Here is a 24,799-nt window from a genome sequence, read left to right on the forward strand (position 1 = left end):
GCGCCCGGCCCCGCGCCCGGCCCCGGGTTCAGCGCATCAGGCCCGCCCGGCGGGCGGTCTCGTCCTCGGTCGCCGACCCGGCCCGCCGGCTCGGCCGGGAGCGGCTCACGTAGCGGAAGGGCAGGCCGCCGGGCAGGGCGAGCATGCCGCCGAACCGGGTGTCCCCGGCGAACCACACCACGTCGGCGGACTGCCCCTGCTGCGGGACCTGCGGTCCGTCCCAGCCGTCGCCGGGCGGCGGGAAGGAGCAGTGGCTCTGCCCGTCGGGCCCGAGCAGCACGATCCGGCCCTCGTTCGCCCAGCGTCGCCCGCCGGCACGCCGGCCCTCGGCGGAGACGACCCGTACGTCGCGCCCGGCGCACGGCCACACCTGCCACCCGTACGCCGCCATGACCCGGCGCTCCTTGCGCCGCGCCCTGCGCCACAGCAGCGCCAGCCCCACGGTCACCACCATCAGGGGCGCCAGTACGGCGACGGCCGCCACGGACTCCGGCGACGACGGCCCGCGCAGCGCCAGTACGACCCCGAGCATCACGGTCTCGGCGCCGGCGGCCAGGACGCCCCACCGGAGCCCCCGCTCGCGCCGCCGCAGAACGTCCTCCACCCCGGGGGTGTCCAGGGCCGTGCCCGGCAGCACCTCGTAACCGAACTCGATGGCCGACATGGGCGTACTCCGGCTTCAGCAAGGGACGTTGAGGAGACGCCGAGAAGTGTAGATGCGGCGGTCGGCCCCGGACCGACAGCCCCTAAGTCGTGTCCGCAAAGTCCCGTCTGCTCGGCGGGGCCTGGCACGCACGCCTGCCGCGTTGTCGTCGGTCGCCGATGCTCCGCATCGACTCCCTCCTCCGCCTTGCAATCGCACGCACCAGGCCCCGCCGAGCCCGCCCTCCGGGCGGACGACGCCACTTTGCGGACACTCCCTAGGCTGACCAGCATGATCATGCCACCGGGCCGGCAGCCCCCACCGTTGACCCCGGAAGTCGCGCGAGAGCTGCAGCGCATGCTCGGGGCCGAGATCGGTCCGGGCCTCAGCGAGGGGGAACTCGACGCCGTCGAGGCACGGTTCGGTTTCGTCTTCTCGGCGGACCACCGCGTCTTCCTCGCCGCCGGGCTGCCGCTCGGCTCTCGCAGCTGGCCCGACTGGCGGGGCGGTGACCCGGAGGACCTGGCCGGGCGGCTCTCCGGGCCCGGCGAAGGGGTCCTGTTCGACGTGGAGCACGGCTTCTGGCCCCGAACCTGGGGCCCCAGGCCCGCGGCGAAGTCCGACGCGCTGCGGCGTGCCCGGTCCGAGCTGGCGACCGTGCCGCAGCTGGTCCCCGTCTTCGGGCACCGCTTCCTGCCCGGCACGGCCGGGGAGTGGGGCCACCCCGTGCTGTCCGTCCACCAGAGCGACGTCATCCTCTACGGGCACGATCTCGCCGACTACATCCGGTACGAGTTCAGCGGCCGGTCGAGCAGCCTGCGGGCACGCGCGACGGTCGGTTTCTGGTCGGATCTCGTCGAGGACTGCGGTCCACGCATCGACGTCACCGCGCCCACGCCGCACACCCCGTACGCCGTCGACGCGCACGAGGCAGTCGAGTACCTGCGGATGCTGGCGCTGGAACGCCGGATCGGCCGGCGGCTGCGCCCCGAGCACCTCGTCGAGGCAGGGCTCGCGGCGCTGGCGTTCGACGTCGGGGCCTCGTCCCTGCCGCTGCTCGCGGGCCTGCTGCACACCGAGCACGATCGCGCCGATGCGCTCTTCGACCAGGTGGTGACGGAGCTGGGCCCGACCGACGGCCTGCCCGCCGACGACTCCGGCATCCCCGGGGAGGCGGCGCGCTGGGAGCTCGTGCGCTGGTGGCTCCGGCTCGTCGTGAACGGCAGCCTGGCTCCCGGGGCCGGCGGCGACATCATCACGTACGAGGGCTGGCGCGCGCTGGGTCACCCGGCGGCGCTCACGCCGCTGGTCTGCAAGGTCGACGTGTACAACGCCTCGGCGGAGGTCCGCCGCCGGGCACGCGGGCCACTGGCCGGGGCGATCGTCGCCGAGGCCGAGCGGCTGCTCGCCGGCCCCTGGCCGCCGCGCGGCTGACCTTCACGGCGGCTGACCTTCACTGCGGCCGGGCAGCCCGGCGGGCCGGGGCCGGTTCAGCCTCCCTGCTCGGAGAAGTGCTGGTAGTCCGGCGGGCTCCACCGGCCGCCCCAGTACCAGCCGACCTCCCGGAAGGCCCGGGTCACCACGCCGTCCGCGGTGATCATTCCGGGGCGGGCGCGGCTGCGGTCGAGATGTGCGCGGGCGTTCGGGGGGTGGCTGGTGCCCTGGACGTCGACGTACGGGTTCTCGACCGGGTTGATGTCGATGGCGTCACCCCAGGAATGCCGTGACAACCGGCCCGCGTCCCCGGTGACCGGTCGGCAGTTGAAGGCGGAGGTGTTGTCGTCGGCCATGGCGGCGGCGTCACTGCCGCCGTACTCGGCCATCACCCGCATGCGGCGGATCGGGAAGTGGGCGGCGAACGCCTTCCCGAAGACCTGCAGCACCGGGGCCACGACGTCCTCGTGAACCACCAGCTCACCCCGGTGCACCTTGCCGTCGAAGCCCCAGTGGTTCATCCGGACGAGCCGCAGCCGCTCCGGCGGCACCGGACACCCGCTGCGCAGCGTGGCTCCCAGCTGCTCCCGGGAAACGCCCGTGACCTGCGCGGACAGCGTCTTCACCGCCGGTTTCGGGGCGATCTGGAATTGCGGCTCGGGGCTCGCCGCCGTGCAGGACAACGCCGATGCGCACAGGACGCCGGTGAGGGCGACACATGCGAGGCGATGGCTCACCCCTCCACCGTAGATTCGCCCGGCCCCCGGGGCATGCCGGAGCCGTGCCCCTACGGTCCGCCCGCGGGCGGGCGGGTACGGGTGCGGGCGGCCAGTACGGCAACGTCGTCCTCCGCGTGGTCGGCGTCGAGGCCCTGGACGACGGCGTCCACCACCGCGTTCACCCCCGCCCCCACCGGCAGCCGCACTCCCGCCAGCCGGGCCAGCGAGACGTCGATGTCCTCGCCCCGTCGTTCGACCAGCCCGTCGGTGAACATGAGCAGGGTCTCCTGCGGGGTGACGGCGCGGCTGACGGCCTCGTAGCCGCCGACCCCGGTGCCCAGCGGTGGGCCGACCGGCACGTCGACCAGCGCGGCCGATCCGTCGGCCCCGAACACCGCCGGCGGCAGGTGGCCGGCGCTGGCGAACATCGCGACGCCGCGCGCCGGGTCGAACCGTACGAGCAGGCAGGTCGCCGGCCTGCGGGCCGCATCGCCGGCGGCCAGCGCATCGAGCTGGCGCAGCACCCGGTGCGGGGCGAGGTCCGTCGACGCCACGTCCCGCAGGGTGGAGCGGTACGCGTTCATGTCCACCGCCGCGTCGAGCCCGTGGCCCATCACGTCTCCGACCACGAGCAGGGTACGGCCGTAGTGGAGACGGACCGTCTCGAACCAGTCGCCTCCCACCAGCGCCCGGGGGCCGGCCGGCAGGTAGCGGCTGGCCACCTCCAGATTGGGGTGCGGCTGACCCGGCTCTGCCACGAGGGCCCGCTGGAGGTGCGAGACGGTGTCCTCCGTGGCGGCCAGCTGCCGTGCGTGCCCGAGGTGCACCGCCGCCAGCCGGGCCGCGAAATGCACCGTCGCCGCCTCGTGGTCGCCGAATCCCGACCGGGCCCGTACGACGGTCAGCACGCCGTGGACCCGGTCCCGGTCCGGCAGCGGGACCGAGAGGACGTGGACCGGGATGCCGTCGGTGACCGTCGTCCACTCGGAGAGCTGGTGTCCGCCGTCCGTCGCCCGTACCGAGGGCGACGCGGCGGTGCCCGTCGCCAGCAGCCCGACGGCTCCCGCCGTCGCGGCGCGGAGGGAAGGGCCGTCCTCCGCCAGGAGGTCCACGGCGACCGCATCGCACACGTTCCGGAACAGGAAGCCGGCGAGCTCCTCGCACGTGGTCACCGCGTCGAGGGTCGTACCGATCTGCCCGACGGCGTCCTCGGCCGCCCGGACGCGCGCCAACAGCCCCTCCTGCCCACCGGCGGACCCGTTGGACTCCCCGTCACGCTGCGGCACCAGACCTCCTCGCCACGGACCGCCGAAGGAGCCATTCCAGCAGGAGTGCCGGCCACAGGCGCACACGCCGCGCCCCGCGGGGGGTCTTCGGGGCACGGCCCGGTGGGGCGCCGACCGGGGTGGGGCGCGACGGTCCGGCAGGGCTCGCCGCTCTGGACGTGACGTTCACGCTCGCACCTCGCCCCCGGCACAGCCCTGGCCCGGGCGATCGGGCGCCGGGGCAACCGGTACGGCCGGCGAGCCGCGCCCGGTCGCCTCCGTCAAGGCGGGAGGAGCGGCGCACGATGCCACATGAGACCGTCGGCGCCACCGCTCCGGGGTGCGAGGTGCTTCTCGAACGGCTTCACGAAAGCGTCAACTTCCGTGCACAGCACAGGCGATGACCCTTCGGAGTCGATGCGTGCCGCCCCGGCCCGAGGGCGTATCGTGCCCGCATGCCCGCTGATCCGATCCGCATCGTGTCCCGCGATTCGCCGATGGCCCTCGCCCAGGTGGCGCGCGTTCGCTCCGAGCTCGCCGCGCTCCATCCGGGGATCGAGACCACCGTCCTGCCGGTGAGGACCACCGGTGACAAGTGGATGGGAGACCTCTCCCAGGTCGAGGGCAAGGGGGCGTTCACCAAGGAGGTCGACGCCGCGATCCTCGCCGGTGAGGCCGACCTCGCCGTGCACTGCGTCAAGGACGTGCCGGCCGACCGTCCGCTGCCCGCCGGAACCGTCTTCGCCGCGTTCCTGGAGCGCGACGACATCCGCGACGCCCTGGTCCACCCGGCGGGTCTCACCCTCGGCCAACTCCCGCCGGGCACCCGCATCGGGACCTCATCCGTGCGCCGGACCGCCCAACTCGCCGCCGCGTACCCGCACCTGGAGTGCGTACCGATGCGCGGCAACGCGAACCGGCGGCTGGAGAAGCTCGCCGACGGCGAGGCGGACGCCCTCCTCCTCGCCGTCGCCGGTCTTCACCGCATCGGCCGGGCGGACGTCATCACGGAGATCGTCCCTGTCGACACCCTCATGCCGCCCATCGGCGCAGGTGTCCTCGCGCTCCAGTGCCGGGAGGACGACGCCGAACTCATCGACACCGTCAGCGCGCTCGGCCACCCGGACACCCACCGCGAGACGCTCGCCGAGCGGATGCTCCTCCATGTCCTCCAAGGCCACTGCAACAGCCCGATCGCGGGGTACGCGCGGGCGGAACGCGGAGGGGATCTCTCCCTCCGCGCCTGCGTGTTCTCGCCGGACGGCAAGGTGGCCCTGAACGCCCACGAGTGGGCGGGCCGTCTCGACCCGGCCACCCTCGGCACGTCCGTCGCCGTCGCCCTCCTCCGGCAGGGCGCCCGAGAAGTGATCGACAGCATTCCGCACTGACCCCACCCCCGTACGGGTCAGTGCGTCCGCAGGACGCCTCGGCACCCCGCACTGCCCAGACCCCCGTCCGGGGCAGTGCGTGCGCCGAGACCCCTCCGGGCGCCGTCGTCGCCGTCGGGCGGTCTACGCGGCGGCCGCACCCGCCTGCGCACCCGTACCCGCAGTCGAGGACGGGGCGGGAAGCAAGGACGCCGGGGCCTGCGCCGGAGCCGGGACCACCGCGGCCAGCGCGAAATCGTCTCGGGTCAACTCCATGGGTACTCCTCGTCAAACGGATCACTGGCAGGTTCCCCGCAGTGGGGAATCACGTTCCGGCAGTGGTTCGTCCGTGCGGTGCGCCCTGCGAGAACGATCACCAAGGTATGGCCGCACAAACCGCGTGACCCAGGGCAGCTCACGCCAGCCTGGGGACCCTGCGCGCCAAGGGGGGACTCAACACGCCAAGATGGGGACTTCAGGCGCCGGGCAAGGCTGCTGATCTGGTAATTCCTTCTGGTCTATGCTCAGCCCCTGTGATCTTGCACGCACACCAGGGGACCACGTCCTCGGCCCTCACCCGTCTGAGCGTCAACGCGGCGCAACGGTTCGGCATACCCACGCGCGGATACGCGCACCTGCTCGGCCTGGCGCCGGAGCACCTCAACGACGACCTGTGCCGAACTCCCGCGGCCACGGGCATCCGTATCGCGGAACTGACCACCGTGCACACGCCCTGGACCGAGTTGTCCGCGCAGTTGGCGGAGCAGTCGACGATCGGCGCCCTCGGGGTCTGGGACTACCTGATCACTTCTGCGCCCACTCCGCTCGAGGGGATCCGGGACGCCGCCGCCTACCTCGCCATCGTCGCCGACACCAGCACGGACACGATGCGGATCACCGAGGACGGCGAGCAGGTCGTCATCAGCCACGTCAACGAGGCCGATCTGACCTACGAGGCGGCCTGCGCCATCCGCGCCTACGCGCTCGGCCTGTACCAGCGGCGCCTCAGCGAGGCAGCAGGCCGACGACTCGTCCCCGTCCGCGTCACCCTGGCCGCCAGGGCCCCGCGCCGGCACGAGGCCCTGATCGAGCTCTACGGCACGCGCACCATCGACTTCGAGGCCCCGGCGACCTCCATCACCTTCCTCGCCCGCGACCTGACCAGGCCGACACCGCACGCGCAGCCCGGCCTGTCGACCGTGCTCCGGCGTCACGCCGAGCAGACCCTCGCCACATCGATCCCCCTGCACAACTGGCTGGACCTCTTCCGCACCGCCCTGGCCTCCGTGCACGACGAGACCGTTCCGACGCTGGGCGCAGTGGCCCGCCGCATGGCCGTCAGTCCGAGGACCCTGCAGCGCCGCCTCGACGAACACGACACCACGTGGAGCAACGAGGTCGAGGCCGCGCGCCGGGACCACATCACACGGCTGCTGCACGGCACCGACCTCAGCATGGACGCGATCGCCGCGCGCAGCGGCTACGCCGACGCGCGCGCCCTGCGCCGGGCCGTCCAGCGCTGGTACGGCACCACGCCGGCCGCCCTGCGCCGGACCGGCCGTCCGGCCGGCGGGGCGAGCGCCCGCGGCGCGGATGCGACATCATCTGGATCATGACGCACCCCTCCCTGCCGACCACCGAGTCGGCCGTCGCCGCGATACGTGCCATCGCGGCCGAGTACCGGCTGGCCATGGCCGTCACCGACGACATCGGCGCCGACCGGACGTCACGGAGGGATTCCGCGGCCCTGTTCGCCGTTGCCGATCCCGACGGATCTCTCCCCCACGAGGCATTCGTCGAACTGGGCGGCAGCCCGGCGGTCAGTGTGCGGATCTTCCCGGAGGATGACGCGAACATCACCGTGGACGGGGTGGAGTTCCACGACGTCCCCCGGGATTCCGTACCGCCGTTCCTGAGGTCCGTCTACAGCGGACTGGCCTTCGTGAAGGGACGGTTCTTCCCGCCCGGCTATTGGCTCTCGGTCCCTCTGCCGGGAGACGAGACGTACAGGGAGCGCATCGAGGGCGTCGCGCTCACGCCGTGGCTCTCGGGCCGCGTCCGCGGCTGAGGGTCGCCTCCGCCGGCAACTGCCGTCTGCCGGGATCAGTCGACCCAGACGTCCCACCACTGCTGCGACTGGAAGTTCTTCTGCCACAGCTGGATGCGGGCCCCGTTGCCCACGACGTTCGCGTCGCGGTCCATGACGATGTTGCCGCCGCCGTAGAAGCGGGCGTTGTAGATCGCCCGGTCGCCCGACGGGTGGGACCAGCTCTGCTGCGGGGTGTTGTTGCAGTCCCAGATCTGCACCTTGGTGCCGTTGCGGCCACCGCCGTTGAGGTCGGCGTCCAGGCACTTGCCCGGGAAGCGGTAGCTCTCCAGAGCGCCGTTGTTCCAGAGGTACCAACGCTGCTGGGTGGTGCCGTTGCACTGCCAGACCTGGACGACCGTGCCGTTGCCGCCGCCGTTCGCATCCACGTCCAGACACTGGGTGGTGGGGCGTTTGGCGAAGTCGTTGGTGATCCGCACGGGTTGGTTCATCAATCGCTGCGGCGCGGCGGCCGTCGCGCCCTGGGGCGGTGCGGTCCAGTACACGGGCCGTGGTGTGGTGGGGGCCGGGACGGAGTTCGCCCCGGTGGCATCGGCACCGGCGGTTCCCGTCAGAGCGGTGGCGAAGGCGACGGCGGTGACTGCGGTGACCGCCGATCGGATCATGCGCGGCATGTTCTCCTCCTGGTTCTCCGGGTGCGGCAGTCCTGCGGCAGCCGGGCACGCCCATGTGGTCCGAGTGCCGGTGCTGCGGGTGCCGGGAGGTAGCTGAACACAGCCCGGCCCCTCCGTGTCAGAGCGCCGATCCGGCCACCGGGGCCTGGAGTCTCCGGAACAGCTCCCGCCCGCCCGCAGGGGCGCCTTCGGTTCCGGCAGGCGTGTCGCGCCGGTTGATATCCTCGGCTTCCTATGCGATCTCCCGGTATCGACGGCACCGTCTCGGCTCACCTTGCACGTTGCCTCGTCAACGCCGCGACCGGTGCAGGCGTCCGCAAGCTCTCCCGGCTGTCCGACCTCTCGGCCGAGGTACTCGGCAACGACCTGGCCCGGATCTCGACTTCCTCCCTCGTGGCCGTCTGGGAGCACTTGGTCCTGACCGAACACGGCACGCTCATCGGCGCGGAACTCCTCGAGCACGCACCGGCCGGTACGTTCGGCCTCTGGGACTATCTGATCACCAGCGGCCCCACCCTTCGCGAGTCGCTCAGGCAGGCCGTTGAACTCATAGCCGTCATCGGCGATCCGGACCAGGAAAAGCTGATCGTCGTGGACGAGGGGCCGCACCTCACGGTCCGCCATGCGACCGGCAGTTGGGGGCCCGACGTGGTGGAGGCGGTCGACATCTTCGCGCTCTTCCTGTTCCTGACCCGGGCGCGCGCCGCAACCGGCTCCCACATCGTGCCGTCACGCGTCACCATCACCCACCGGCCGCCTGCCCGGATCCGGCGGCTCACCGAGCTCTTCGGCACCACCCGGGTCCACTTCGATGCCCCCTACAACTCGATCTCCTTCGCCCAGGACGACGTCCGTACGCCGCTGCCCAAGGCCCAGCCCGGCATGGAGCGCGTCCTGGCCCGTCACGCGGAACTGACGCTGGCATCCTCACAGCCCGTGCTGCAATGGCACGACCGCTTCCGCATGGTCCTCGCCGGGGCCTTTCGGGCGGACACCGTGACCCTGGAGCACGTCGCGGAGCAGCTGGCGATGAGCTCGCGCACCCTCCAACGACGGCTGGCGGAACACGGCACGACCTGGCGGGCCCAGGTCGAGGCCGTACGGCAGGAACACACGCTCGAACTGCTGCACACCACCGACCTGCCCCTGCGGTCGATCGCCGACCGAGTCGGATACAGCGATGTCCGGGCGCTGCGGCGGGCGGTCCACCGCTGGGAGGGGCAGGCCCCCCGCGATGTCCGCAAGGCCCCTGAGCGGACATCGACCGCCGTCTGACGGGCGCGTCCCGCCACCTCGGCCGCCGGGCCGCGCACGGGCACCCCGCCGGAGGTACCCGGCCGGGGTCGCTCCGCCGGAGGCACCCGGCCTGCGGGCGTGCCGGTGTGGTTCTCGGGGCGCTTCTCCCGGGGCTGTGAGACTGGGTACATGAAGCCAGCCGCCGCGCGACGGTCTGCCGACGAAGCACGGTCGCGGAACGCCTGGGGGGACGTGTTCGCGATCCTCTCGGAGGCCGACCGGCACCAGCCGCTCCCTCCCGAAGACCTTGAGCGCCTCGCGCTCGCCGCGCACCTGACCGGCAAGGGTTCCCTGAGCAGCGACCTGTGGACGCGGGCCCACCATGCGTGGCTGACCCGCGGCGATGCGCCCCGGGCCGTCCGCTGCGTCTTCTGGCTGGGGCTGGACCTCGTTCTGAGCGGGCAGTGGTCCCGTGGCTCCGGCTGGACGGCGAGGGCGCAGCGGCTGCTCGATGCCGGACAGCCGGACTGCGTCGAGCAGGGGTACCTGCTGGCGCTGGAAGGGCTGCGGAGCCACTTCGCCGGGGATCCGGCGAACTCCCTGGCCGTTGCCGAGCGGGCCCTGGCCTTCGCCACGCGGTTCGGGGATCCCGACCTGACGACCTTCGCGCTGGTCTGCATCGGCGAGAGCATGATCGCGCTCGGGCGGAGCGGGGAAGGGGTCCCGCTCCTCGACGAGGCCATGGTCGCGGTGACGGCGGGCGAGGTGTCCCCGATCGTGGCCGGACTCGCGTACTGCGCCGTGATCGCGGCCTGTCACGACGCCTTCGATCTGCGCCGGGCCCGGGAATGGACCGCCGAGCTGTCCCGGTGGTGCGCGGCCCAGCAGGAGCTGGTGCCGTACCGCGGGGTCTGCATGGCCCATCGCGTCGAGATCATGCGGCTGCACGGGGACTGGGCGGACGCCCTGGACGAGGCGAACCGGGCGTGCGAATGGATGCGCTCGACACCGGCGGCGCAGTCCGCCGATGCGGCCTACTACCAGCTCGGCGAGCTCCATCGGCTGTCCGGGGAGTACGAACGGGCCGAACGCGCCTACGCCGAGGCCAGCAGACTCGGGCACACGGCGCAGCCGGGACTCGCGCTGTCCCTGCTCGCGGCAGGGGACACCGGAGCCGCCGAACGGGCGATCCGCACCGCACTCGACGCGGCCGGCGGCCGGGCCTCGCGCTGCCGGATCCTGCCGGCGTACGTCGAGGTCATGCTGGCGGCGGAGAAGGTCGATGAGGCTCGGGCCGCCGCGGAGGAGCTGGCGGCGAGCGCCGAGGCCCTGGACTCCCCGCTCCTGCGCGCCCTCGGCGGACGGGCGCGGGGGGCGGTGCTGCTGGCCGCCGGCGACGCCCGTGGTGCCCAGGCGGTGCTGGGCCATGCGGTGGCGACGTTCCGGGACCTCGACACACCGTACGACGCGGCGCGGACCCGCCTGCTCATCGGTCTGTCCTGCCGGGAGACCGGGGACGAGGTCACCGCGCGGCTGGAGATCCGGGCCGCCACATCGGTCTTCCGGGAGCTGGGGGCCGTACCGGACCTGCTGCGCGCCGAGGAGCTCGCGCACAGGACCACGACCAGGGCGGCGGGCCTGCTCACGCACCGCGAGCTGCAGGTGCTGCGGCATGTGGCCGTCGGTAAGTCGAACCGGGCCGTCGCCGACGAGCTGTTCCTGAGCGAGAAGACCGTCGCCCGTCACCTCAGCAACATCTTCGTCAAGCTCGGAGTCTCCTCGCGCTCGGCGGCCACGGCCTACGCCCACCGGCACGGCCTCGTCTGAAGCCGAGGGTGTCCGTGGGGCCCTGGACACGTGGGAAGAATTGCCCATGCCCGGGAGTGGAGGTTCTGGGGACGCGGCCGGACGGCTCGGCCGCCTAGCGTTTCAGGGTACGAACCCGTCCGGACGGACGGGCGGGGCGTGCCGTGAACAGCGCAGGTGACGTCATGCCGAACCAGAACGAGATCCACGACAAGATCCGGAACGAGCACCCCGACCCGATCCGGGAGGGGCGGGGGAACGGGACCTACGACGCCATCGTGGTCGGTGCACGCTGCGCCGGCGCACCGACGGCGATGCTGCTGGCCCGCAAGGGCTACCGGGTGCTCCTGACCGACCGGGCGACCTTCCCCAGCGACACGATCTCCACCCATCTCGTCCACCCGCCCGGCCTCGCGGCCCTCGACCGATGGGGTCTGCTGGCCCCGGTGATCGCGAGCGGCTGTCCGGCGATCGACACCTACTCCTTCGACTTCGGACCGTTCACCATCGAGGGGTCCCCCGCCGGCTGCGGCTTCCGGGCCGCGTACGCACCGCGCCGTACGGTTCTGGACAAGATCCTCGTGGACGCCGCCGACCGGTGCGGAGCGGAGGTGCGCGAGGGCTTCACCGTCGAGGACCTCGTGATCGAGGGCGATGCGGTGGCGGGCATCCGGGGCCGCGGCAGCGGCGGGAAGAGGGTCACGGAGTACGCCCGCGTCGTCGTCGGCGCGGACGGGATCCACTCCCTGGTCGCGCGAGGCGTCGGCGCGGGCACGTACGCGACGAAGCCGAAACTCCAGTGCAGCTACTACTCCTACTGGGCCGGGCTGCCGATGGACGGCCGGTTCGAGACCTACGTCCGCCCCGACCGGGCCTTCGCCGCATGGCCCACCAACGACGATCTGACCCTGGTCATCTGCGGACTGCCCATGCGGGACTTCGAGGCCAACCGGGCAGACGTCGAAGCGGGTTATCTGGCCACCCTGGAACTGGTCCCGTCCTTCGCTGAGCGGGCCCGGTCGGCCACGCGTGTGGAACGACTCGTCGGCATGGCGGTCCCCAACCACTTCCGGCGGCCGTACGGCCCGGGCTGGGCGCTGGTCGGCGACGCCGGGTACCTCAAGGACTTCATCACCGCCCAGGGCATCCAGGACGCCTTCCGCGACGCGGAACTGTGCGTACGGGCGCTCGACCAGACCTTCACCGGCAGTCGGACCTTCGACGCGGCGATGAGGGACTACCAGGAGGTCAGGGACCGGCAGGTCATGCCCATGTACGAGTTCACCGCCGGGCTGGCCTCCCTGGACCCGCCGTCTCCGCAGATGGGGCAGCTGCTCGGCGCGGTGTCGCGCAGCCGTCCGGCCATGGACGGGTTCGCCAGGGTGGCGGCGGGGGTCACCTCGCCCGCGGAGTTCTTCTCGGACGAGAGCCTCGACCGGCTCCTGGCCGCGGCCTAGGTGTACTCAGGTGTACTGCCGTATGAGGTCGGGGGCGTCGGTGGCGCTATCGCCCGGTGCCTTGGCGGTGATCGTCAGCCCGGCGACGACGGCCGCGAGGGCCAATCCGCCGACCGCCCACCCGAGGGTGGCGGTGTAGCCGTCCAGCAGGCTTCCCGTGATCTGCCCGGACGGCCATGACGAACGGCGCACGTGGTCGGCGAGGGCGCTGCTGAACAGCGCCGAGCCGACCGCGGCGCCCGCGTGCTGGGCCACCAGGACGGTCCCCGAGTTCGCGCCGGCGCGCCCCGGGGCGACGCCGGCGGTCGCGGTGGCGAAGAGCGGCATGAACGCGAGGCCGATGCCGAAACCGGTGACGAGGGTGCCGGGCAGTACGTGGGTCACGTACGCGCCTTCGGGCTCGAGGCCGGTCAGGAGCAGCAGCCCGAGGGCCATGACCAACAGGCCCGCCACGATCGGCACGCGGGGCGCGACGTGGTGCAGTATGCGGGCCGCGACCTGGGTGGAGCCGATGACCACCGCCGCGACCATGGGCAGGAGGGCCACGCCGGTCATGACCGGGTCATGGCCGAGGAACCGCTGCAGGTAGAAGGTCAGGGCCGGCAGCGAGGCGATGACAGCCAGGCCCGTCAGGAACACGGCGAGGACGCAGCCGACACGGTCGTGGCCCTTGACCGGGGAAGGCGAGGACGCGCCCGACGTCCTGGTCTGCCACCACAGGAAGGCCACGAGCAGGCCGACGCCCGGCGTCAGCAGGACGAGGACCAGCGGATCGGTCCAGCCACCCGTGCCCGCCTCGGTGAGTCCGTACGCGACGACGGTGAGTCCGCCGGTGCCGAGCAGCACGCCGAGGACGCCGCGCCCGTCGAAGCCCGCGCCGGTGCGGCCCGGGCGCTCGTGCAGCAGGGTGAGCGCGCCGATCAGCGCGACCACCGCGATGAGGATCCCGGCGTACAGGGACCAGCGCCAGCTCAGGGACACCAGCAGCCATCCGCCGGTGAGCAGCCCGAGCACCGAACCGCCACCGATGACCGCGGCGTAGATCCCGAAGGCCCTGCCGCGTTCCCTCGGGTCGGTGAAGCCGGTGGACACCAGGGCCAGCGCGGCCGGTGTCAGCAGCGCCCCGAAGGCGCCCTGCAGGGCCCGGGCCCAGAGCAGCGTGCCGGAATCGCCGGCCGAACCCGCGAGGGCCGAGGCCGCCGCGCATCCGACCAGGCCGATGATCAGTGCGAGTCGGTGCCCGATGAGGTCCGCGAGGTACCCGCCGAGCAGCAGCAGGCCGCCGAGGGCGAACACATGGGCCTTGAACACCGGGCCCAGAGCGTCGGCGGACATGTGCAGGTCGGCCTGGACGGCGGGCACGGCCATGCTGAAGGTCGTCGCGTCGAGCAGCACCATCAGCTGTGCCAGGGCGATGACCACCAGGCCCCACCACCGCCTGGGGTGGTGGGAATACGGCTCCGGTGGCGGCCCGAAGCCCTGGCCCGGGGCGAAGTGCGCCGGGACCGCGGGGGCATGGGCGGGCGGCGGAGGCGGCAGATGTGGCGGCAGCTGGGGCCGCGCGGGCGGAACACGCGGGTCCGGCAGTACGGCCTCGGCGGGTGCGTCAGGAGCGTCGGGCACGTCGCGGGTGTCGGGGGCGTCGCGGGTGTCGGGGGCGTAGTCGAGCAACTCGGCGGCATGGCGTCCGAGTTGTGCGAGCACCGCGCCGGGCAGCCATTCCGCGACCTGGTCCTGCGCCGTGCGCGCGGCCACCTCCTGAGGGGTGGGCCGATGGGCCGGGTCCTTGTCCAGACACGCGCCTACGAGATCGACCAGGGACTCCGGTACGCCGGTCAGGTCCGCCTCCTCCTCGGCGACCCGGAAGAGGTGGGCGTTCAGGCCGGTGTCCCCGGCGCCGAAGAGGAGCCGCCCGGTGGAGGCGTAAACGAGGACGGCGCCGAGGCAGAACACATCGCTGGCCGGGGTGAGTTCGAGCCCGCGGACCTGCTCCGGCGACATGAAGCCGGCGGAGCCGATCAACGTACCGGTGCGGGTGAGGAGGCTGTCCCCGGCCATGCTGTCCATCGCCCGCGCGATGCCGAAGTCGATGACGCGGGGGCCGTCGACGGTGATGAGGACGTTGGACGGCTTGAGGTCACGATGGATCAGGCCCGCCTCGTGCACGGCCTGCAGGGCGAGCGCGAGGCGGTTGGCGAGGGTACGGACCGAGTGCTCGGGCAGGGGCCCGAAGTCCTCGGCGACCACGGTGCGCAGGTCGGGCCCGGGGATGTACCGGGTGGCCACCCAGGGCACGGCGGCATCGGGGTCGGCGTCGAGCACGGCCGCCGTCCAGTTCCCGTCCACCCGCCGCGCGGCGGCCACTTCGCGGGCGAAGCGCTTGCGGAATTCGGGATTCCCGGCGTACTCGGCCTGTACGACCTTCACGGCGACGGTACGTCCGCCCTCGGAACGGCCCAGATAGACCAGGCCCATGCCGCCCGCGCCCAGCCGGGCGATCAGTCGGTACGGGCCTATGCGGGTCGGGTCTTCGGCGATCAGCTGGTCCACGGGAGAAAGGTAGTCCAAGCCTCTGACACGAGTCAGGCCCTCGCCCGAATCACGCGCGGGCACACGCCGGCCGGAGGAAAAGATTCCTCGTTGAGGTCTTTGTCGTTTTCGGACAGTGCGCCGACAATTCAGGTCATCAAGCCCGAAAGGCATCCGCACCCGGGGTCGCCCTGCCGCACGCTGGAGTGATCCGCGTTCCGGTCGGGGCGGGGAGAGGCAGACGAACCGGGGGAAAGCTGATGGGCGTACGCACATGGACGCGCGGATCGGCCGTCGTGGCGGGGGCCGCACTGCTGGCCGTCGTGGCATCGGGGCCGGCGGTGAGCGCCGACCAGTGGCGGCCGAGGCCGGGGACCCTGTACATCTCCGACATCCGCCTCGGGGACGGAATCGGGTGGTACGCGCCGCCGGTCCAGCGGGAATGGGGCCCGTCGTACGACTGCCTGGCGGACTGGCCGGTCCAGCGGCCCGAAGTCAATGTCTGGCACCGGGAGTTCTCCACCTCCGAGACCGCCACCGCCGAGCAGAAGGTGGTGGTCTTCGCGACCGAGGACGAGGCCATCGCCTTCGCGGACGCGGCCCGGCGCAACTACGCCGACTGCCCGGGACGCCAGGGCCAGCGACCCGGCATCAACGCGACGGGCTACGACCACGGCGCGGTGAACGTGGAGGAGGGCGCCACCCTCCAGGGTATGTACACCTTCGACACGCTCGCCCAGGAACGACCTCACTTCAACTACCTGTGGGGTGTGGGCCGCGACGGGGACACCGTCACCCTGGTCCGCTGGTCGAGCTACTGGGGCGCCCCGCCGGTGGAGGCGTGGAAGAACGTGCTGCGCACCGCGGTGAACAAGCTGTACTGACGGACGGAACGGCACCTGCGGGGGGCTCATGGGGACGACAGCACTGATAGGCATCCTCGGACCGGTGGTCGGCGGCATCGCGGTGGCGTTCACCACCTACTGGACCACCCGGCCCCGGGTACGGGCGGAGACCCGCAAGCTCGAGGCCGAAGCCGACCGGACGCGGGCCGAGACGACCAGGATCCTCGCCGAGATGGACGTGCGCCGGCCGGCCGTCGCCCCTCAGGACACCACGCCGAGGGGCTGGAGCGTCTCGGGGTCGGTTCCCGAGGACTACGAGGTCGGCCTGGACTTCGAGGTGTTCTCCACGGGCAGGGCCGGCGCCTTCATCCGCTCCCGCCACGAGAACCCCACGGGCTACGGGGCTCTGGTGCAGACGTTCAAGGCCGATGCCTACCGGGGTACGCGGCTCCGGTTGACGGCGATGGTGAAGGCGCGGGACGTGGTCGGCTGGGCGGGCATCTGGATGCGCGTGGACGACGCCCGCGATCACGCTCTCGCCTTCGACAACATGCGTGATCCGGAACGCCGGATCGCCGGAAGCTCGGGCTGGCGCAGGTACGCCATCGTGCTGGACGTCCCCGAATCCGCCGCCTACATCAACTTCGGCGCAGTCATGGAGCGAACGGGGCAGATCTGGCTCGATGACCTGCGGATCGATGTCGTTGACGACTCCGTGCCCGCAACCGACACCACCTCCCCCGTTCCCCTCCATCCCGTCAACCTGGACTTCGAGAACGGCACCGGCTGAACCGCGGGCGCCGGGAGAGCCCTCAGAACCGGCCGTCGGCCTGGGCCGGTCTGCCGAGGCGGGACGCGATGCGGAACCGCATCTCGCCCGCGGCCCGGCGGATCTCCTCCGGCTGTTCGTCGTGGTCGAGCAGCCCGAGGAGCACCATCAGGGCCCGTGCCTCGTCCCCGCTGATCAGCTTCAGGCGCGGCTCCGTCACGCCATCCAGGAACACGTCCAGCACGTCCAGCACATCGTCCACATCGTCCATGCCGTCATCAACACCGGACGCCCCTACGGGGTCACCCTCGCGCCCCGGGGTGAGCGCGCGGCCGCCTCAGAGCGGGTCGCCGAGGGGGCCGTACTCCCCCTCCAGGTTCCTGGCCCAGTGCGCGGCGAAGTCGGGCCGGGTGCCGTCCGCGTCCGTGAAGCCGTACTCCTTGTAGAGGTTCCAGGTGGCCAGCGCCCGGCCGGTCCTGGCGATGACGTCCGGGTCGGCCGCCAGGGCCACCACGGCCCGCCCCAGGTAGGCGGGGCTTTCGGAATGGGCGAAGTTCGGGTCCTGGGCCGCACCGTCCCGCCAGTCGGCCTCGGTGACGCCGAAGTGCTCCAGCATCGCCTCCGAGCGCAGGAACCCCGGCGTCAGGGCGACGGCCGCAACCCCGTGCGGCCGCAGCTCGGCGGCCTGTGCGACGGCGAGGCGGATCACCGCCGACTTCGCCATGTCGTAGAAGAAGGAGCCACGGTAGCGGGCGGTGTTGCCGTCCGTGACCTCCACGACCAGGCCGCTCCGCCGGGCGACCATCAGCGGCAGCGCGTACCGGCTGGTGATCACGTGGGTCTCCACCGCTTGGCGCAGGAGGCGCAGGCCCTGGTCCAGGTCCTGCTCCCACAGGGGGTGTTCCCAGTCGGTGAGCGGGTCCCCGCCCCAGACGGAGTTGACGAGGATGTCGAGCCGTCCGTCCTGCTCGGCCGCGATCCGCGCGACCAGGGCCCGGACCTCGTCCGGGCTGCTGTGGTCGGTGCGGACCGGGATGCCCAGGCCTCCGGCGGCGGTGATCCTCTCGGCCGTCTCCTCGATGGTCTCGGGGCGGTCGAGGTCGGAGCGCTGCGCTCCGCTGCTGCGGCCGGTCACGTAGACCGTCGCGCCGGCGGCTCCGAGCTCGACGGCGATTCCCCGTCCGCCACCCCGGGTACCGCCCGCGACCAGCGCCACCTTTCCGGCCAGCTGTCGTGTCTGCGTCGTCATGTGTTCTCCAGGTCTTCCAGCGGTTCAGCCGGAGGTGGTGGTGTGCGGGGCCAGCACCGTGTCGAGCTGTTGCCGGACGCGCTGGACGAGAGTGCCCCGGCGGTCGAGGGCCCAGACGAGACCTGCGCCCGAGGTGACGGCCTGCACGGTCGCGGTGAGTGCCTCGACGTCCGTCGCGGCATCGAGCTCACCGGCGGAAGAGGCTTCGGCCAGCAGTGTCCCGATCGCCCGGCGCTGGGCCCGGTGCACGGCGAGGGCCCGCTCATGGAGCTCCGGGTCCGTGAGATCCATGCACAGGAACGCCAGATGGTGGGCGAAGGTCTCCGGAGTGACCACGGGTGCCATCCACTGCGCGATCAGCGCCGCCAGGGCGTCCAGCGCGGAATCCTGCTCCTCCCGCACCCGGTCGGCCGGCGCGTCCGCGTCCCGTACGGACTGATCGGCCAGCGCCAGCATCAGTCCGCGTTTCGAGCCGAAACGCTGGACCAGCGTGCCGGGCACCAGACCGACCTCGCGGGCCACCGCCGCCAGGGTGAGTCCGGCAGGACCCGATCGCCCCATCACCTCGGTCGCCGCACGCAGGATGACCACGTCTTCCACTCCACGGGGGCGTCCGACCACGCCGCTCCTCCTCTTTAATAAATGCTTGTTCATTTATTAAAGCATCGGCGGTCCGGGAAGTCACGGAAGACGTGGTCCGCCTTGCGTTCGTGGGCGTCGGCGGAGTCGTCGGCAGCCGGCGGTCCGTGGCCGGTCACCGCGGCGCGGGCCGAGGTCAGCTTCTAGGATCTCCGGCATGGCAACACGACTCGTACAGATCAATATGAAGGCCCGGGACGACTCCGCGCTCGGCCGGTTCTGGGCGGAGGCGCTCGGGTGGGGTGTCGACAGCGAGGCGCCCGGCGTGACCAACCTCGAACCCGTGGGCTTCTCCTACCCCGACCCCGTGGCCGTCTGCATCGACATCGTCGCCGGCCCGGAACCCAAAACGGTGAAGAACCGGGTGCACCTTGATCTGGCCACCACCTCGACCGCCCATCAGGCAGAGCTGGTCGCACGCCTGCAGGATCTGGGCGCGACGCTCGCCGACGTGGGTCAGGGCGACGTCCCCTGGACGGTCATGGCCGACCCGGAGGGCAACGAGTTCTGCGTCCTGGAACCCCGTCCGATCTACCGGGACACCGGGCCGATCGCCGCGGTGGTGGTCGACTGCGCCGATCCCCGGGCCATGGCCCGCTTCTGGGGCGAGGCGATGGACTGGACGCTCCACGAGGTCACGGACGACCACGCGGCCATGCGTTCCGCCAAAGGCGTCGGCCCCTACCTGGAGTTCGTCCGCACACCCGACACCAAGAGCGTGTGGAACCGCGTCCACCTCGACATCCGCCCCTACCCCGGTGACGAACCGGCAGCTGAGGAAGCCCGCCTGCGCGCCCTGGGCGCCACCGACCCCGGTATCGACCAGTCTGCAATCCCCTGGACGGTTCTGACCGACCCGGAGAACAACGAGTTCTGCCTCCTCACCCCTCTCTGACCTCGGGCAACGGCTCCGGCCGGTTTCGGGCCGACGGCGCCTGCGCTCCGGGGCGCGGGCGCCTGTGGTTGATCATCTGCCAGTCCGCCAGAACCTCAAGGCGAGCGGCCCGGGCCACCTTCATCGGGTCGGCAGACCCTGGTGGATTCCCGCGGGACAACTGCACCTCTGAAACAGCGCTGAGGTGGGCCAGGGCTGCTCGGAGCCTGCTGGGGCCCGGACCGGTGACCTCCGCCAGCTCGGAGGGGGATGCCGAGGGCGTCGTACGGGAGTCCCACTGGCCTGCGATGTGCAGCAACACGGCGTCCGCGTCGGTGTCGTCAGGGGCCGGCCGGGTGAGCTGCCGGTGTTCGATGCGGCGCAGCACGAACTCGACCTGAGGCGGGAGCACACCGCGAGCCCGGTCACGGTCCCTGCGTTCGCGGGCCGGACGGCGCGCTGCCCGCCCGCCTCCGGGGCACGGCCGCCGCCCGGCCCTACGGTGGACGGCATGGCCCCTGACCAGACGCCCCCGGCCGGGTCCCCCGGCGGCGCCGCCCCCGGACCGGCCCCCGGGCACGCCTTCGACCGCGATCCGCGGTTCGCCGCCGCGCAGCTGAAGGAGCGTCTGTACGCGACCATCACCATGATCTCGGTGGTGATCGGGCTCGCGGGCTCCGACCACACCGGCGCCGCCGGAGCCGCCGCGACCGTGCTGACCACCGCGGTGGGCCTCTGGCTGGCCGCGCTGGTCGCGGACCAGCAGGCCCATCGCGTCGTCCACGGCCGTCTGGCGACCGGCCGCGAGCTGCGCCGCATGCTGTCCGTCAGCAGCCCGCTGCTGCTGTCCGCGGTGGGACCGCTGGTCCTGATCGGTGCGGCGGCGCTCGGGGTGATGGCGGTGGACACCGCCCTGCTGATCTCGGCCGGGGTGAGCGTCGCCGGTCTGTTCGCCTGGGGCTGGTACGGGGGCATCCGCATGGGCGGCGGCACGGGTCTGGCCCTCCTGGCCGGCGCCCTGGACGCGGCCATCGGCACCGCGGTCGCCCTGGTCAAGGCCGCCGCCGGCCACTGATCCCGGCCCGCGGCCCTCTACGGCCCGCCCGGGGCGCGAGGACGCGAGAACCCCGGACCCGCCGTAGCGTGGAAGCATCAGATCACTCCGCGGTGAGGGGCGATGCGCCATGACCTGGGCTTCGTGGACGACGACAGGAGTCTTCGCCGGAAGAGGTGGAGTACGCACCGACGAGGCGGGGGTCCTCAGCGGGGACCTGACCGTGCACACCACCTGGTCGGATCCCGAGGCGCATGTGGCCGTGCAGTACAGCGGCGGCTCGGACTGGTTCACCGTGACCGGCAGTCCGGTGCCCTGCGCATCCGAGGAGGGCAGCCGCCTCCTGCACCAGGCGGTGGTGGACGCCGTGCGCGCCGGTGGGGCCGCCTCGGTTCCGCGCGACCTGCCCGAGGTGATCCACCGGGTCCCGCCCGCACCGGCTCCCTGACCGTTCCGCCTCACTTCGCCCGGGCGAGCCGTTCCGCGTCGGCTCCGGCCGGGAAGTGCAGCCGACCGGTCGTGTCGTGCGCGGCCTGCCACACCGTCCGGGCGACGTCCCTCTCCGTGGTGTACAGGTCCTGGCCCGTGAACTCGTCCATGACCTGCTTCGCGAAGGCCGCGTAGGGGGCCGGAACCAGTTCGTCCGGCGCCCCGCCGTGCGTCGCCCTGACCGCGAAGTTCGTCGTCAGGCAGGCGCCCGGCTGAACCGTCCTGGCCCGCACTCCGAAGGGCGCGAGTTCGAGCGCGAGGGACGCCGTGAAGCCCTCGACGGCCATCTTGCTCGCCTTGTAGACCGCCGAGAGCGGCATGTCGCCCAGCACCACGCTGGAGGTCACGTTGACCACCACGCCGGAGCCCCGCTCGCGGAACCGGGGCAGCACTGCCTGCGTCATGGCCATCACCCCGAACGTGTTGGTCTCGAAGACCTCCCGCACGCGGGCCGTGGGGGTGCCCTCGAACACGCCGATCGAGGGGACGCCCGCGTTGTTGACCAGGACGTCGACGGGTCCGGCCGCCGCGAGCGCGGCCGTGATCGACCCGGGCCTGGTCACGTCGAGCTCGAGGACGCGGATCCGGTCCGACGCGGGCAGGACGTCCGTACGCGGTGTGCGCATCGTGGCGATGACGTTCCACCCCTGCTCGTGGAAGTACAGGGCGGTCTCCCGCCCGTATCCGGAGGAGGTACCGGTGATCAGAACGGTCTTCATGGTGAGCCCCTTGCGAGTGGTGGGATCCGCGGATCGTCAGGCATCTTCCTGCTCGGCGGAAGAACTACTGATCCCATTGAATCGCTCTGACCTGCGGAAACAGTAGAACTATCCTCGCGGGCCCTTGCACGATCCTCTCCCCCTCGGTCTGCTGTCCTCAGGGCAGCACACCCGCGGGCGTGCGTACGGTGCTGCGCAGGCGGGCCGCGTCCCGGCTCGGGGGTGCGCCGAACCGGCGGCGGTACTCGCGGCTGAACTGCGACGGGTTGTCGTAGCCGACGCGCCGGCCGACCCCCGTGACGTCGCCCGGGTGCGTGGCGAGCAGCAGCCGGGCCTCCTGGAGGCGGATCTGCTTCTGGAACTGGATGGGGCTCATCGCGGTCACCGCCTGGAACTGCCGGTAGAACGCGGAGACGCTCATGCCTGCCAGCCGCGCCACGTCCTCGACCCGGAAGGGCTCGGCGTAATGCTCGCGGATCCAGCGCACGGCCCGGGAGACGTGGCTGAGGCCGCTGTCGGCGAGGCCGAGCTGGCGCACTGTCGCCCCCTGCTCTCCGGTGATCAGACGCCACAGGATCTCGCGCTTGACCAGGGGGGCGAGCACGGCGCGGTCGCGGGGCTCGTCGAGCAGGCGCAGCAGCCGGACCACCGCGTCGAGCAGAGCGGGCGAAGCGTCACTGACGGCGATTCCCGACGGGGCGCTCGCGCCGCTTCGGGGAGTGTCTCCGGGCCCGGCCTGCAGGAGCAGCTCGGCGACGGCGGACGGTTCGAGCACGAGGCCGAAGCCGAGGGCCGGGTGCTCCGGGTCGGCCTGGGTGAACTGCCCGGTGACGGGGAGGTCGACGGATGCCACCAGGTACTGGCCGGCGCCGTACTCGTAGACCCTTTCGCCCAGTGCGAGCCGTTTGGCTCCCTGGGCGATGACCGCCAGGACCGTGCCGGACATGGAGGGAGCCGGTGGATCCGGCCGGTCGACCTTCGAGATCAGGACGCCGTCGATGGCGGTGGTCCAGTCGGAGCGTGCGTGCCCCGCCAGGAGGGTGCGGAGCTCTTCGAGGTACATGCGTTTCATTGCAGCACCGGGTCAGGCGAGCTCGATCGTGACGATGCCGTACACGACGAGAGTCGCCACGCCGACCACCAGCAGCGTGAGGCGGCCGGCCGACAGCGACAGGGCGAGGCGGCGGGCGCGATCGGTCCTGGCCCGGGAGAGCAGACCCGCCGTCAGGGCGAGGGAGCAGATCAGCGCGACGGCGGCCCCGAAGAAGGCGAGGGCTGTGGGCGAGCCGGGGCCGGTGGCGGGGCCGTAGTCCTCGGTGATCCCGGGCAGCAGGAGCCCGATGGCGAACAGTCCGAAGGAGATCACGAGGGTGGCCAGGAAATCGAGGGCGAGTCCGGCGGCGATGCCGACGCGCAGCCGCCGGGCCGGACTCGTTCCCTGGTTCGCTGCCATGTGGTTCTCCGTGGGCCGTCGGGATGCGGGGATGCGACGTGCGGGGCGCGGGGTGGATGACCGCCCCGCGCCCCGTGGACGGTCAATGATCCGCAGCACCGAACCACGTGTGCAACCCGCCGAGCAGGTCCTGCTGGTCCTCGCCGACCCACGCCACGTAGCCGTCCGGCCGCAGCAGCACCGCGGGCACGTCCAGTTCGTCGCTGACGTCGACGACGTGGTCCACCCGGTCCGCCCAGCCCGCCGCCGAGAGCCGGCCGGTCCGGTCGAGCAGCAGCCCGCGGCCGCCGTGCATCAGCCCGTAGAGGCGTCCCCGCTTCAGCTCGATGTCCCGCATCCGCCGGCCGAGCAGGTCGTGGCCCCGGCCGAAGTCGTAGCGGAGCCCGATCGCGGTGATCTTCTCGATCAGGTACCGGTTCACCTCCTCGAATTCCATCAGCTCGGACATCAGCCGGCGCACCGCCCGGGCGCCCGGCGTCGTGGACATCAGCTCCATCTGCGCGCGGGTGTTGTCCAGCACCTCGGCGGCCACCGGGTGCCGTTCGTCGTGGTAGGTGTCCAGCAGGCCCTCCGGCGCCCAGCCGCCCACCGCGGCGGCCAGTTTCCAGCCGAGGTTGAACGCGTCCTGAATGCCGAGGTTGAGGCCCTGGCCGCCGGTCGGCGGGTGAATGTGCGCCGCGTCGCCGGCCAGCAGCACCCGGCCGGTCCGGTAGCGCTCGGCCAGCCGGGTGGCATCGCCGAAACGGGACAGCCAGCGCGGTGAGTGCACGCCGAAGTCGGTGCCGGCGAACTTCCGCAGCTGCTGCTTGAACTCCTCGAAGTCCGGCGGGACCGTACGGTCATCGGCCACCCCCTCGGCGGGCACGATCACGCGGTACACCCCGTCCCCGAGGGGCGCTGCGCCGAACCGCAGATGCGTCTTGCGGACCTCGGCCATCACAGCGGCCAGCTGCTCCGGTGCCTCGGTGAGCTCCATCTCTCCCAATAGCGTCTCGACCCGCGAGGGCTCGCCCGGGAAGCCGACCCCGAGCAGCTTGCGCACCGTGCTGCGGCCTCCGTCGCAGCCGACGAGGTAGCGCGAGCGCAGCTGCGTACCGTCCGCCAGCTCGACGGTCACCCCGTCCTCGTCCTGGCTCAGCCCGACCAGTTCGCAGCCGCGCCGGATCTCGGCGCCGAGCTCGGTGGCGTGCTCGGCCAGGAGGCGGTCGGTGGTGGTCTGCGGGATGCCGAGGACGTACGAATGGGCGGTGTCGAGCCGGTCGGGCCATGACGTGCCGAGGCCCGCGAAGAAGCCGCCGACCTCGTACTTCCGGCCGTGCGCGAGGAACCGCTCCAGCAGACCGCGCTGGGCCATCACCTCGATGCTGCGCACGTGCAGGCCGAGCGCACGGACGAAGGCGGCCGGCTCCGTCTCCTTCTCCAGCACGAGCACGTCCACACCGTGCAGCCTCAGCTCGGCGGCCACCATCAAGCCGGTCGGTCCGCCGCCGGCGACGATCACGTCGATCACGTCGATCATCAGAATCCCCCA

General features: G+C 72.2%; 25 protein-coding genes. 12 read left to right on the top strand and 13 right to left on the bottom strand.

What is annotated here, in order from left to right:
• Positions 1–28 precede the first annotated feature (28 nt).
• Positions 29–664 carry a hypothetical protein gene (locus ACWGE1_RS07085; RefSeq protein WP_453419529.1) on the bottom strand — a complete coding sequence of 212 codons (636 nt, stop codon included), beginning with the start codon at positions 662–664 and terminating at the stop codon, positions 29–31.
• A gap of 270 nt (positions 665–934) precedes the next feature.
• On the opposite strand from ACWGE1_RS07085, the gene ACWGE1_RS07090 reads away from it, so the two are divergent.
• Positions 935–2,077: a hypothetical protein gene (locus ACWGE1_RS07090; RefSeq protein WP_453419530.1), complete on the top strand. Its 1,143-nt coding sequence runs from the start codon at positions 935–937 to the stop codon at positions 2,075–2,077.
• Positions 2,078–2,133: 56 nt separating this feature from the next.
• Here the strand turns inward: ACWGE1_RS07090 and ACWGE1_RS07095 are convergent, their stop codons facing one another.
• Complete coding sequence (locus tag ACWGE1_RS07095; RefSeq protein ID WP_453419531.1) at positions 2,134–2,814, bottom strand: M15 family metallopeptidase; 681 nt, start codon at positions 2,812–2,814, stop codon at positions 2,134–2,136.
• A gap of 50 nt (positions 2,815–2,864) precedes the next feature.
• Positions 2,865–4,082, bottom strand: coding sequence for a PP2C family protein-serine/threonine phosphatase (locus ACWGE1_RS07100; protein ID WP_453419532.1), 1,218 nt, complete (start codon positions 4,080–4,082; stop codon positions 2,865–2,867).
• Positions 4,083–4,516: 434 nt separating this feature from the next.
• On the opposite strand from ACWGE1_RS07100, the gene hemC reads away from it, so the two are divergent.
• Positions 4,517–5,449 carry a hydroxymethylbilane synthase gene (gene hemC, locus ACWGE1_RS07105; protein WP_453419533.1) on the top strand — a complete coding sequence of 311 codons (933 nt, stop codon included), beginning with the start codon at positions 4,517–4,519 and terminating at the stop codon, positions 5,447–5,449.
• A gap of 123 nt (positions 5,450–5,572) precedes the next feature.
• On the opposite strand, the gene ACWGE1_RS07110 is transcribed toward hemC, so the two are convergent.
• Positions 5,573–5,704: a hypothetical protein gene (locus tag ACWGE1_RS07110; RefSeq protein WP_453419534.1), complete on the bottom strand. Its 132-nt coding sequence runs from the start codon at positions 5,702–5,704 to the stop codon at positions 5,573–5,575.
• 257 nt (positions 5,705–5,961) lie between these two features.
• Here ACWGE1_RS07110 and ACWGE1_RS07115 point away from each other — a divergent pair, with 257 nt between their 5' ends.
• Together ACWGE1_RS07115 and ACWGE1_RS07120 are read left to right on the top strand one after the other, a co-directional pair.
• Positions 5,962–7,044 (top strand): AraC family transcriptional regulator ligand-binding domain-containing protein, encoded by a 1,083-nt coding sequence (locus ACWGE1_RS07115; protein ID WP_453419535.1) that lies wholly within the window; start codon positions 5,962–5,964, stop codon positions 7,042–7,044.
• Positions 7,041–7,496, top strand: coding sequence for a hypothetical protein (locus ACWGE1_RS07120; protein ID WP_453419536.1), 456 nt, complete (start codon positions 7,041–7,043; stop codon positions 7,494–7,496). The genes ACWGE1_RS07115 and ACWGE1_RS07120 overlap by 4 nt, the downstream gene beginning before the upstream one ends.
• Before the next feature lie 35 nt (positions 7,497–7,531).
• Here the strand turns inward: ACWGE1_RS07120 and ACWGE1_RS07125 are convergent, their stop codons facing one another.
• Positions 7,532–8,149 carry an RICIN domain-containing protein gene (locus ACWGE1_RS07125; RefSeq protein WP_453419537.1) on the bottom strand — a complete coding sequence of 206 codons (618 nt, stop codon included), beginning with the start codon at positions 8,147–8,149 and terminating at the stop codon, positions 7,532–7,534.
• A 234-nt stretch (positions 8,150–8,383) separates the two neighbouring features.
• On the opposite strand from ACWGE1_RS07125, the gene ACWGE1_RS07130 reads away from it, so the two are divergent.
• The 3 genes from ACWGE1_RS07130 (at position 8,384) to ACWGE1_RS07140 (ending at position 12,648) form a co-directional block, all read left to right on the top strand.
• Positions 8,384–9,424, top strand: coding sequence for an AraC family transcriptional regulator ligand-binding domain-containing protein (locus tag ACWGE1_RS07130; protein ID WP_453419538.1), 1,041 nt, complete (start codon positions 8,384–8,386; stop codon positions 9,422–9,424).
• Positions 9,425–9,574: 150 nt separating this feature from the next.
• The gene (locus tag ACWGE1_RS07135) at positions 9,575–11,212 is read left to right on the top strand and encodes a LuxR C-terminal-related transcriptional regulator (protein ID WP_453419539.1); all 1,638 of its coding nucleotides are present in this window, start codon (positions 9,575–9,577) and stop codon (positions 11,210–11,212) included.
• Between the two features lie 164 nt (positions 11,213–11,376).
• The gene (locus ACWGE1_RS07140; protein ID WP_453419540.1) at positions 11,377–12,648 is read left to right on the top strand and encodes an NAD(P)/FAD-dependent oxidoreductase; all 1,272 of its coding nucleotides are present in this window, start codon (positions 11,377–11,379) and stop codon (positions 12,646–12,648) included.
• A 6-nt stretch (positions 12,649–12,654) separates the two neighbouring features.
• Here the strand turns inward: ACWGE1_RS07140 and ACWGE1_RS07145 are convergent, their stop codons facing one another.
• Entirely contained in the window at positions 12,655–15,198 is a 2,544-nt protein-coding gene (locus ACWGE1_RS07145) for a bifunctional serine/threonine protein kinase/MFS transporter (protein ID WP_453419541.1), read from the bottom strand.
• 239 nt (positions 15,199–15,437) lie between these two features.
• On the opposite strand from ACWGE1_RS07145, the gene ACWGE1_RS07150 reads away from it, so the two are divergent.
• Together ACWGE1_RS07150 and ACWGE1_RS07155 are read left to right on the top strand one after the other, a co-directional pair.
• Entirely contained in the window at positions 15,438–16,061 is a 624-nt protein-coding gene (locus ACWGE1_RS07150) for a hypothetical protein (protein WP_453419542.1), read from the top strand.
• A gap of 28 nt (positions 16,062–16,089) precedes the next feature.
• Positions 16,090–16,812 carry a hypothetical protein gene (locus ACWGE1_RS07155; protein ID WP_453419543.1) on the top strand — a complete coding sequence of 241 codons (723 nt, stop codon included), beginning with the start codon at positions 16,090–16,092 and terminating at the stop codon, positions 16,810–16,812.
• A gap of 22 nt (positions 16,813–16,834) precedes the next feature.
• On the opposite strand, the gene ACWGE1_RS07160 is transcribed toward ACWGE1_RS07155, so the two are convergent.
• The 3 genes from ACWGE1_RS07160 to ACWGE1_RS07170 all read right to left on the bottom strand — a co-directional run bounded on the left by ACWGE1_RS07160 (position 16,835) and on the right by ACWGE1_RS07170 (position 18,631).
• The gene (locus ACWGE1_RS07160; protein ID WP_453419544.1) at positions 16,835–17,062 is read right to left on the bottom strand and encodes a hypothetical protein; all 228 of its coding nucleotides are present in this window, start codon (positions 17,060–17,062) and stop codon (positions 16,835–16,837) included.
• A 66-nt stretch (positions 17,063–17,128) separates the two neighbouring features.
• Entirely contained in the window at positions 17,129–18,040 is a 912-nt protein-coding gene (locus ACWGE1_RS07165) for an SDR family oxidoreductase (protein WP_453419545.1), read from the bottom strand.
• Positions 18,041–18,064: 24 nt separating this feature from the next.
• Positions 18,065–18,631 carry a TetR/AcrR family transcriptional regulator gene (locus tag ACWGE1_RS07170; RefSeq protein ID WP_453419546.1) on the bottom strand — a complete coding sequence of 189 codons (567 nt, stop codon included), beginning with the start codon at positions 18,629–18,631 and terminating at the stop codon, positions 18,065–18,067.
• 205 nt (positions 18,632–18,836) lie between these two features.
• Here ACWGE1_RS07170 and ACWGE1_RS07175 point away from each other — a divergent pair, with 205 nt between their 5' ends.
• From ACWGE1_RS07175 to ACWGE1_RS07185, 3 genes are all read left to right on the top strand, one after another.
• The gene (locus ACWGE1_RS07175; RefSeq protein ID WP_453419547.1) at positions 18,837–19,574 is read left to right on the top strand and encodes a VOC family protein; all 738 of its coding nucleotides are present in this window, start codon (positions 18,837–18,839) and stop codon (positions 19,572–19,574) included.
• 490 nt (positions 19,575–20,064) lie between these two features.
• Positions 20,065–20,628, top strand: a complete 564-nt coding sequence (locus ACWGE1_RS07180; RefSeq protein ID WP_453419548.1) for a hypothetical protein — start codon at positions 20,065–20,067, stop codon at positions 20,626–20,628.
• A 109-nt stretch (positions 20,629–20,737) separates the two neighbouring features.
• Entirely contained in the window at positions 20,738–21,055 is a 318-nt protein-coding gene (locus ACWGE1_RS07185) for a hypothetical protein (RefSeq protein WP_453419549.1), read from the top strand.
• A 10-nt stretch (positions 21,056–21,065) separates the two neighbouring features.
• On the opposite strand, the gene ACWGE1_RS07190 is transcribed toward ACWGE1_RS07185, so the two are convergent.
• The 4 genes from ACWGE1_RS07190 to rox form a co-directional block, all read right to left on the bottom strand.
• Positions 21,066–21,815, bottom strand: a complete 750-nt coding sequence (locus ACWGE1_RS07190) for an SDR family oxidoreductase (protein WP_453419550.1) — start codon at positions 21,813–21,815, stop codon at positions 21,066–21,068.
• A 157-nt stretch (positions 21,816–21,972) separates the two neighbouring features.
• Positions 21,973–22,878, bottom strand: a complete 906-nt coding sequence (locus ACWGE1_RS07195; RefSeq protein ID WP_453419551.1) for an AraC family transcriptional regulator — start codon at positions 22,876–22,878, stop codon at positions 21,973–21,975.
• A 21-nt stretch (positions 22,879–22,899) separates the two neighbouring features.
• Positions 22,900–23,268, bottom strand: coding sequence for a hypothetical protein (locus ACWGE1_RS07200; protein WP_453419552.1), 369 nt, complete (start codon positions 23,266–23,268; stop codon positions 22,900–22,902).
• Positions 23,269–23,350: 82 nt separating this feature from the next.
• Complete coding sequence (gene rox / locus ACWGE1_RS07205) at positions 23,351–24,778, bottom strand: rifampin monooxygenase (protein WP_453419565.1); 1,428 nt, start codon at positions 24,776–24,778, stop codon at positions 23,351–23,353.
• Between the last annotated feature and the right edge of the window lie 21 nt (positions 24,779–24,799).

The sequence above is a fragment of the Streptomyces sp. NPDC054932 genome, assembly GCF_053610205.1.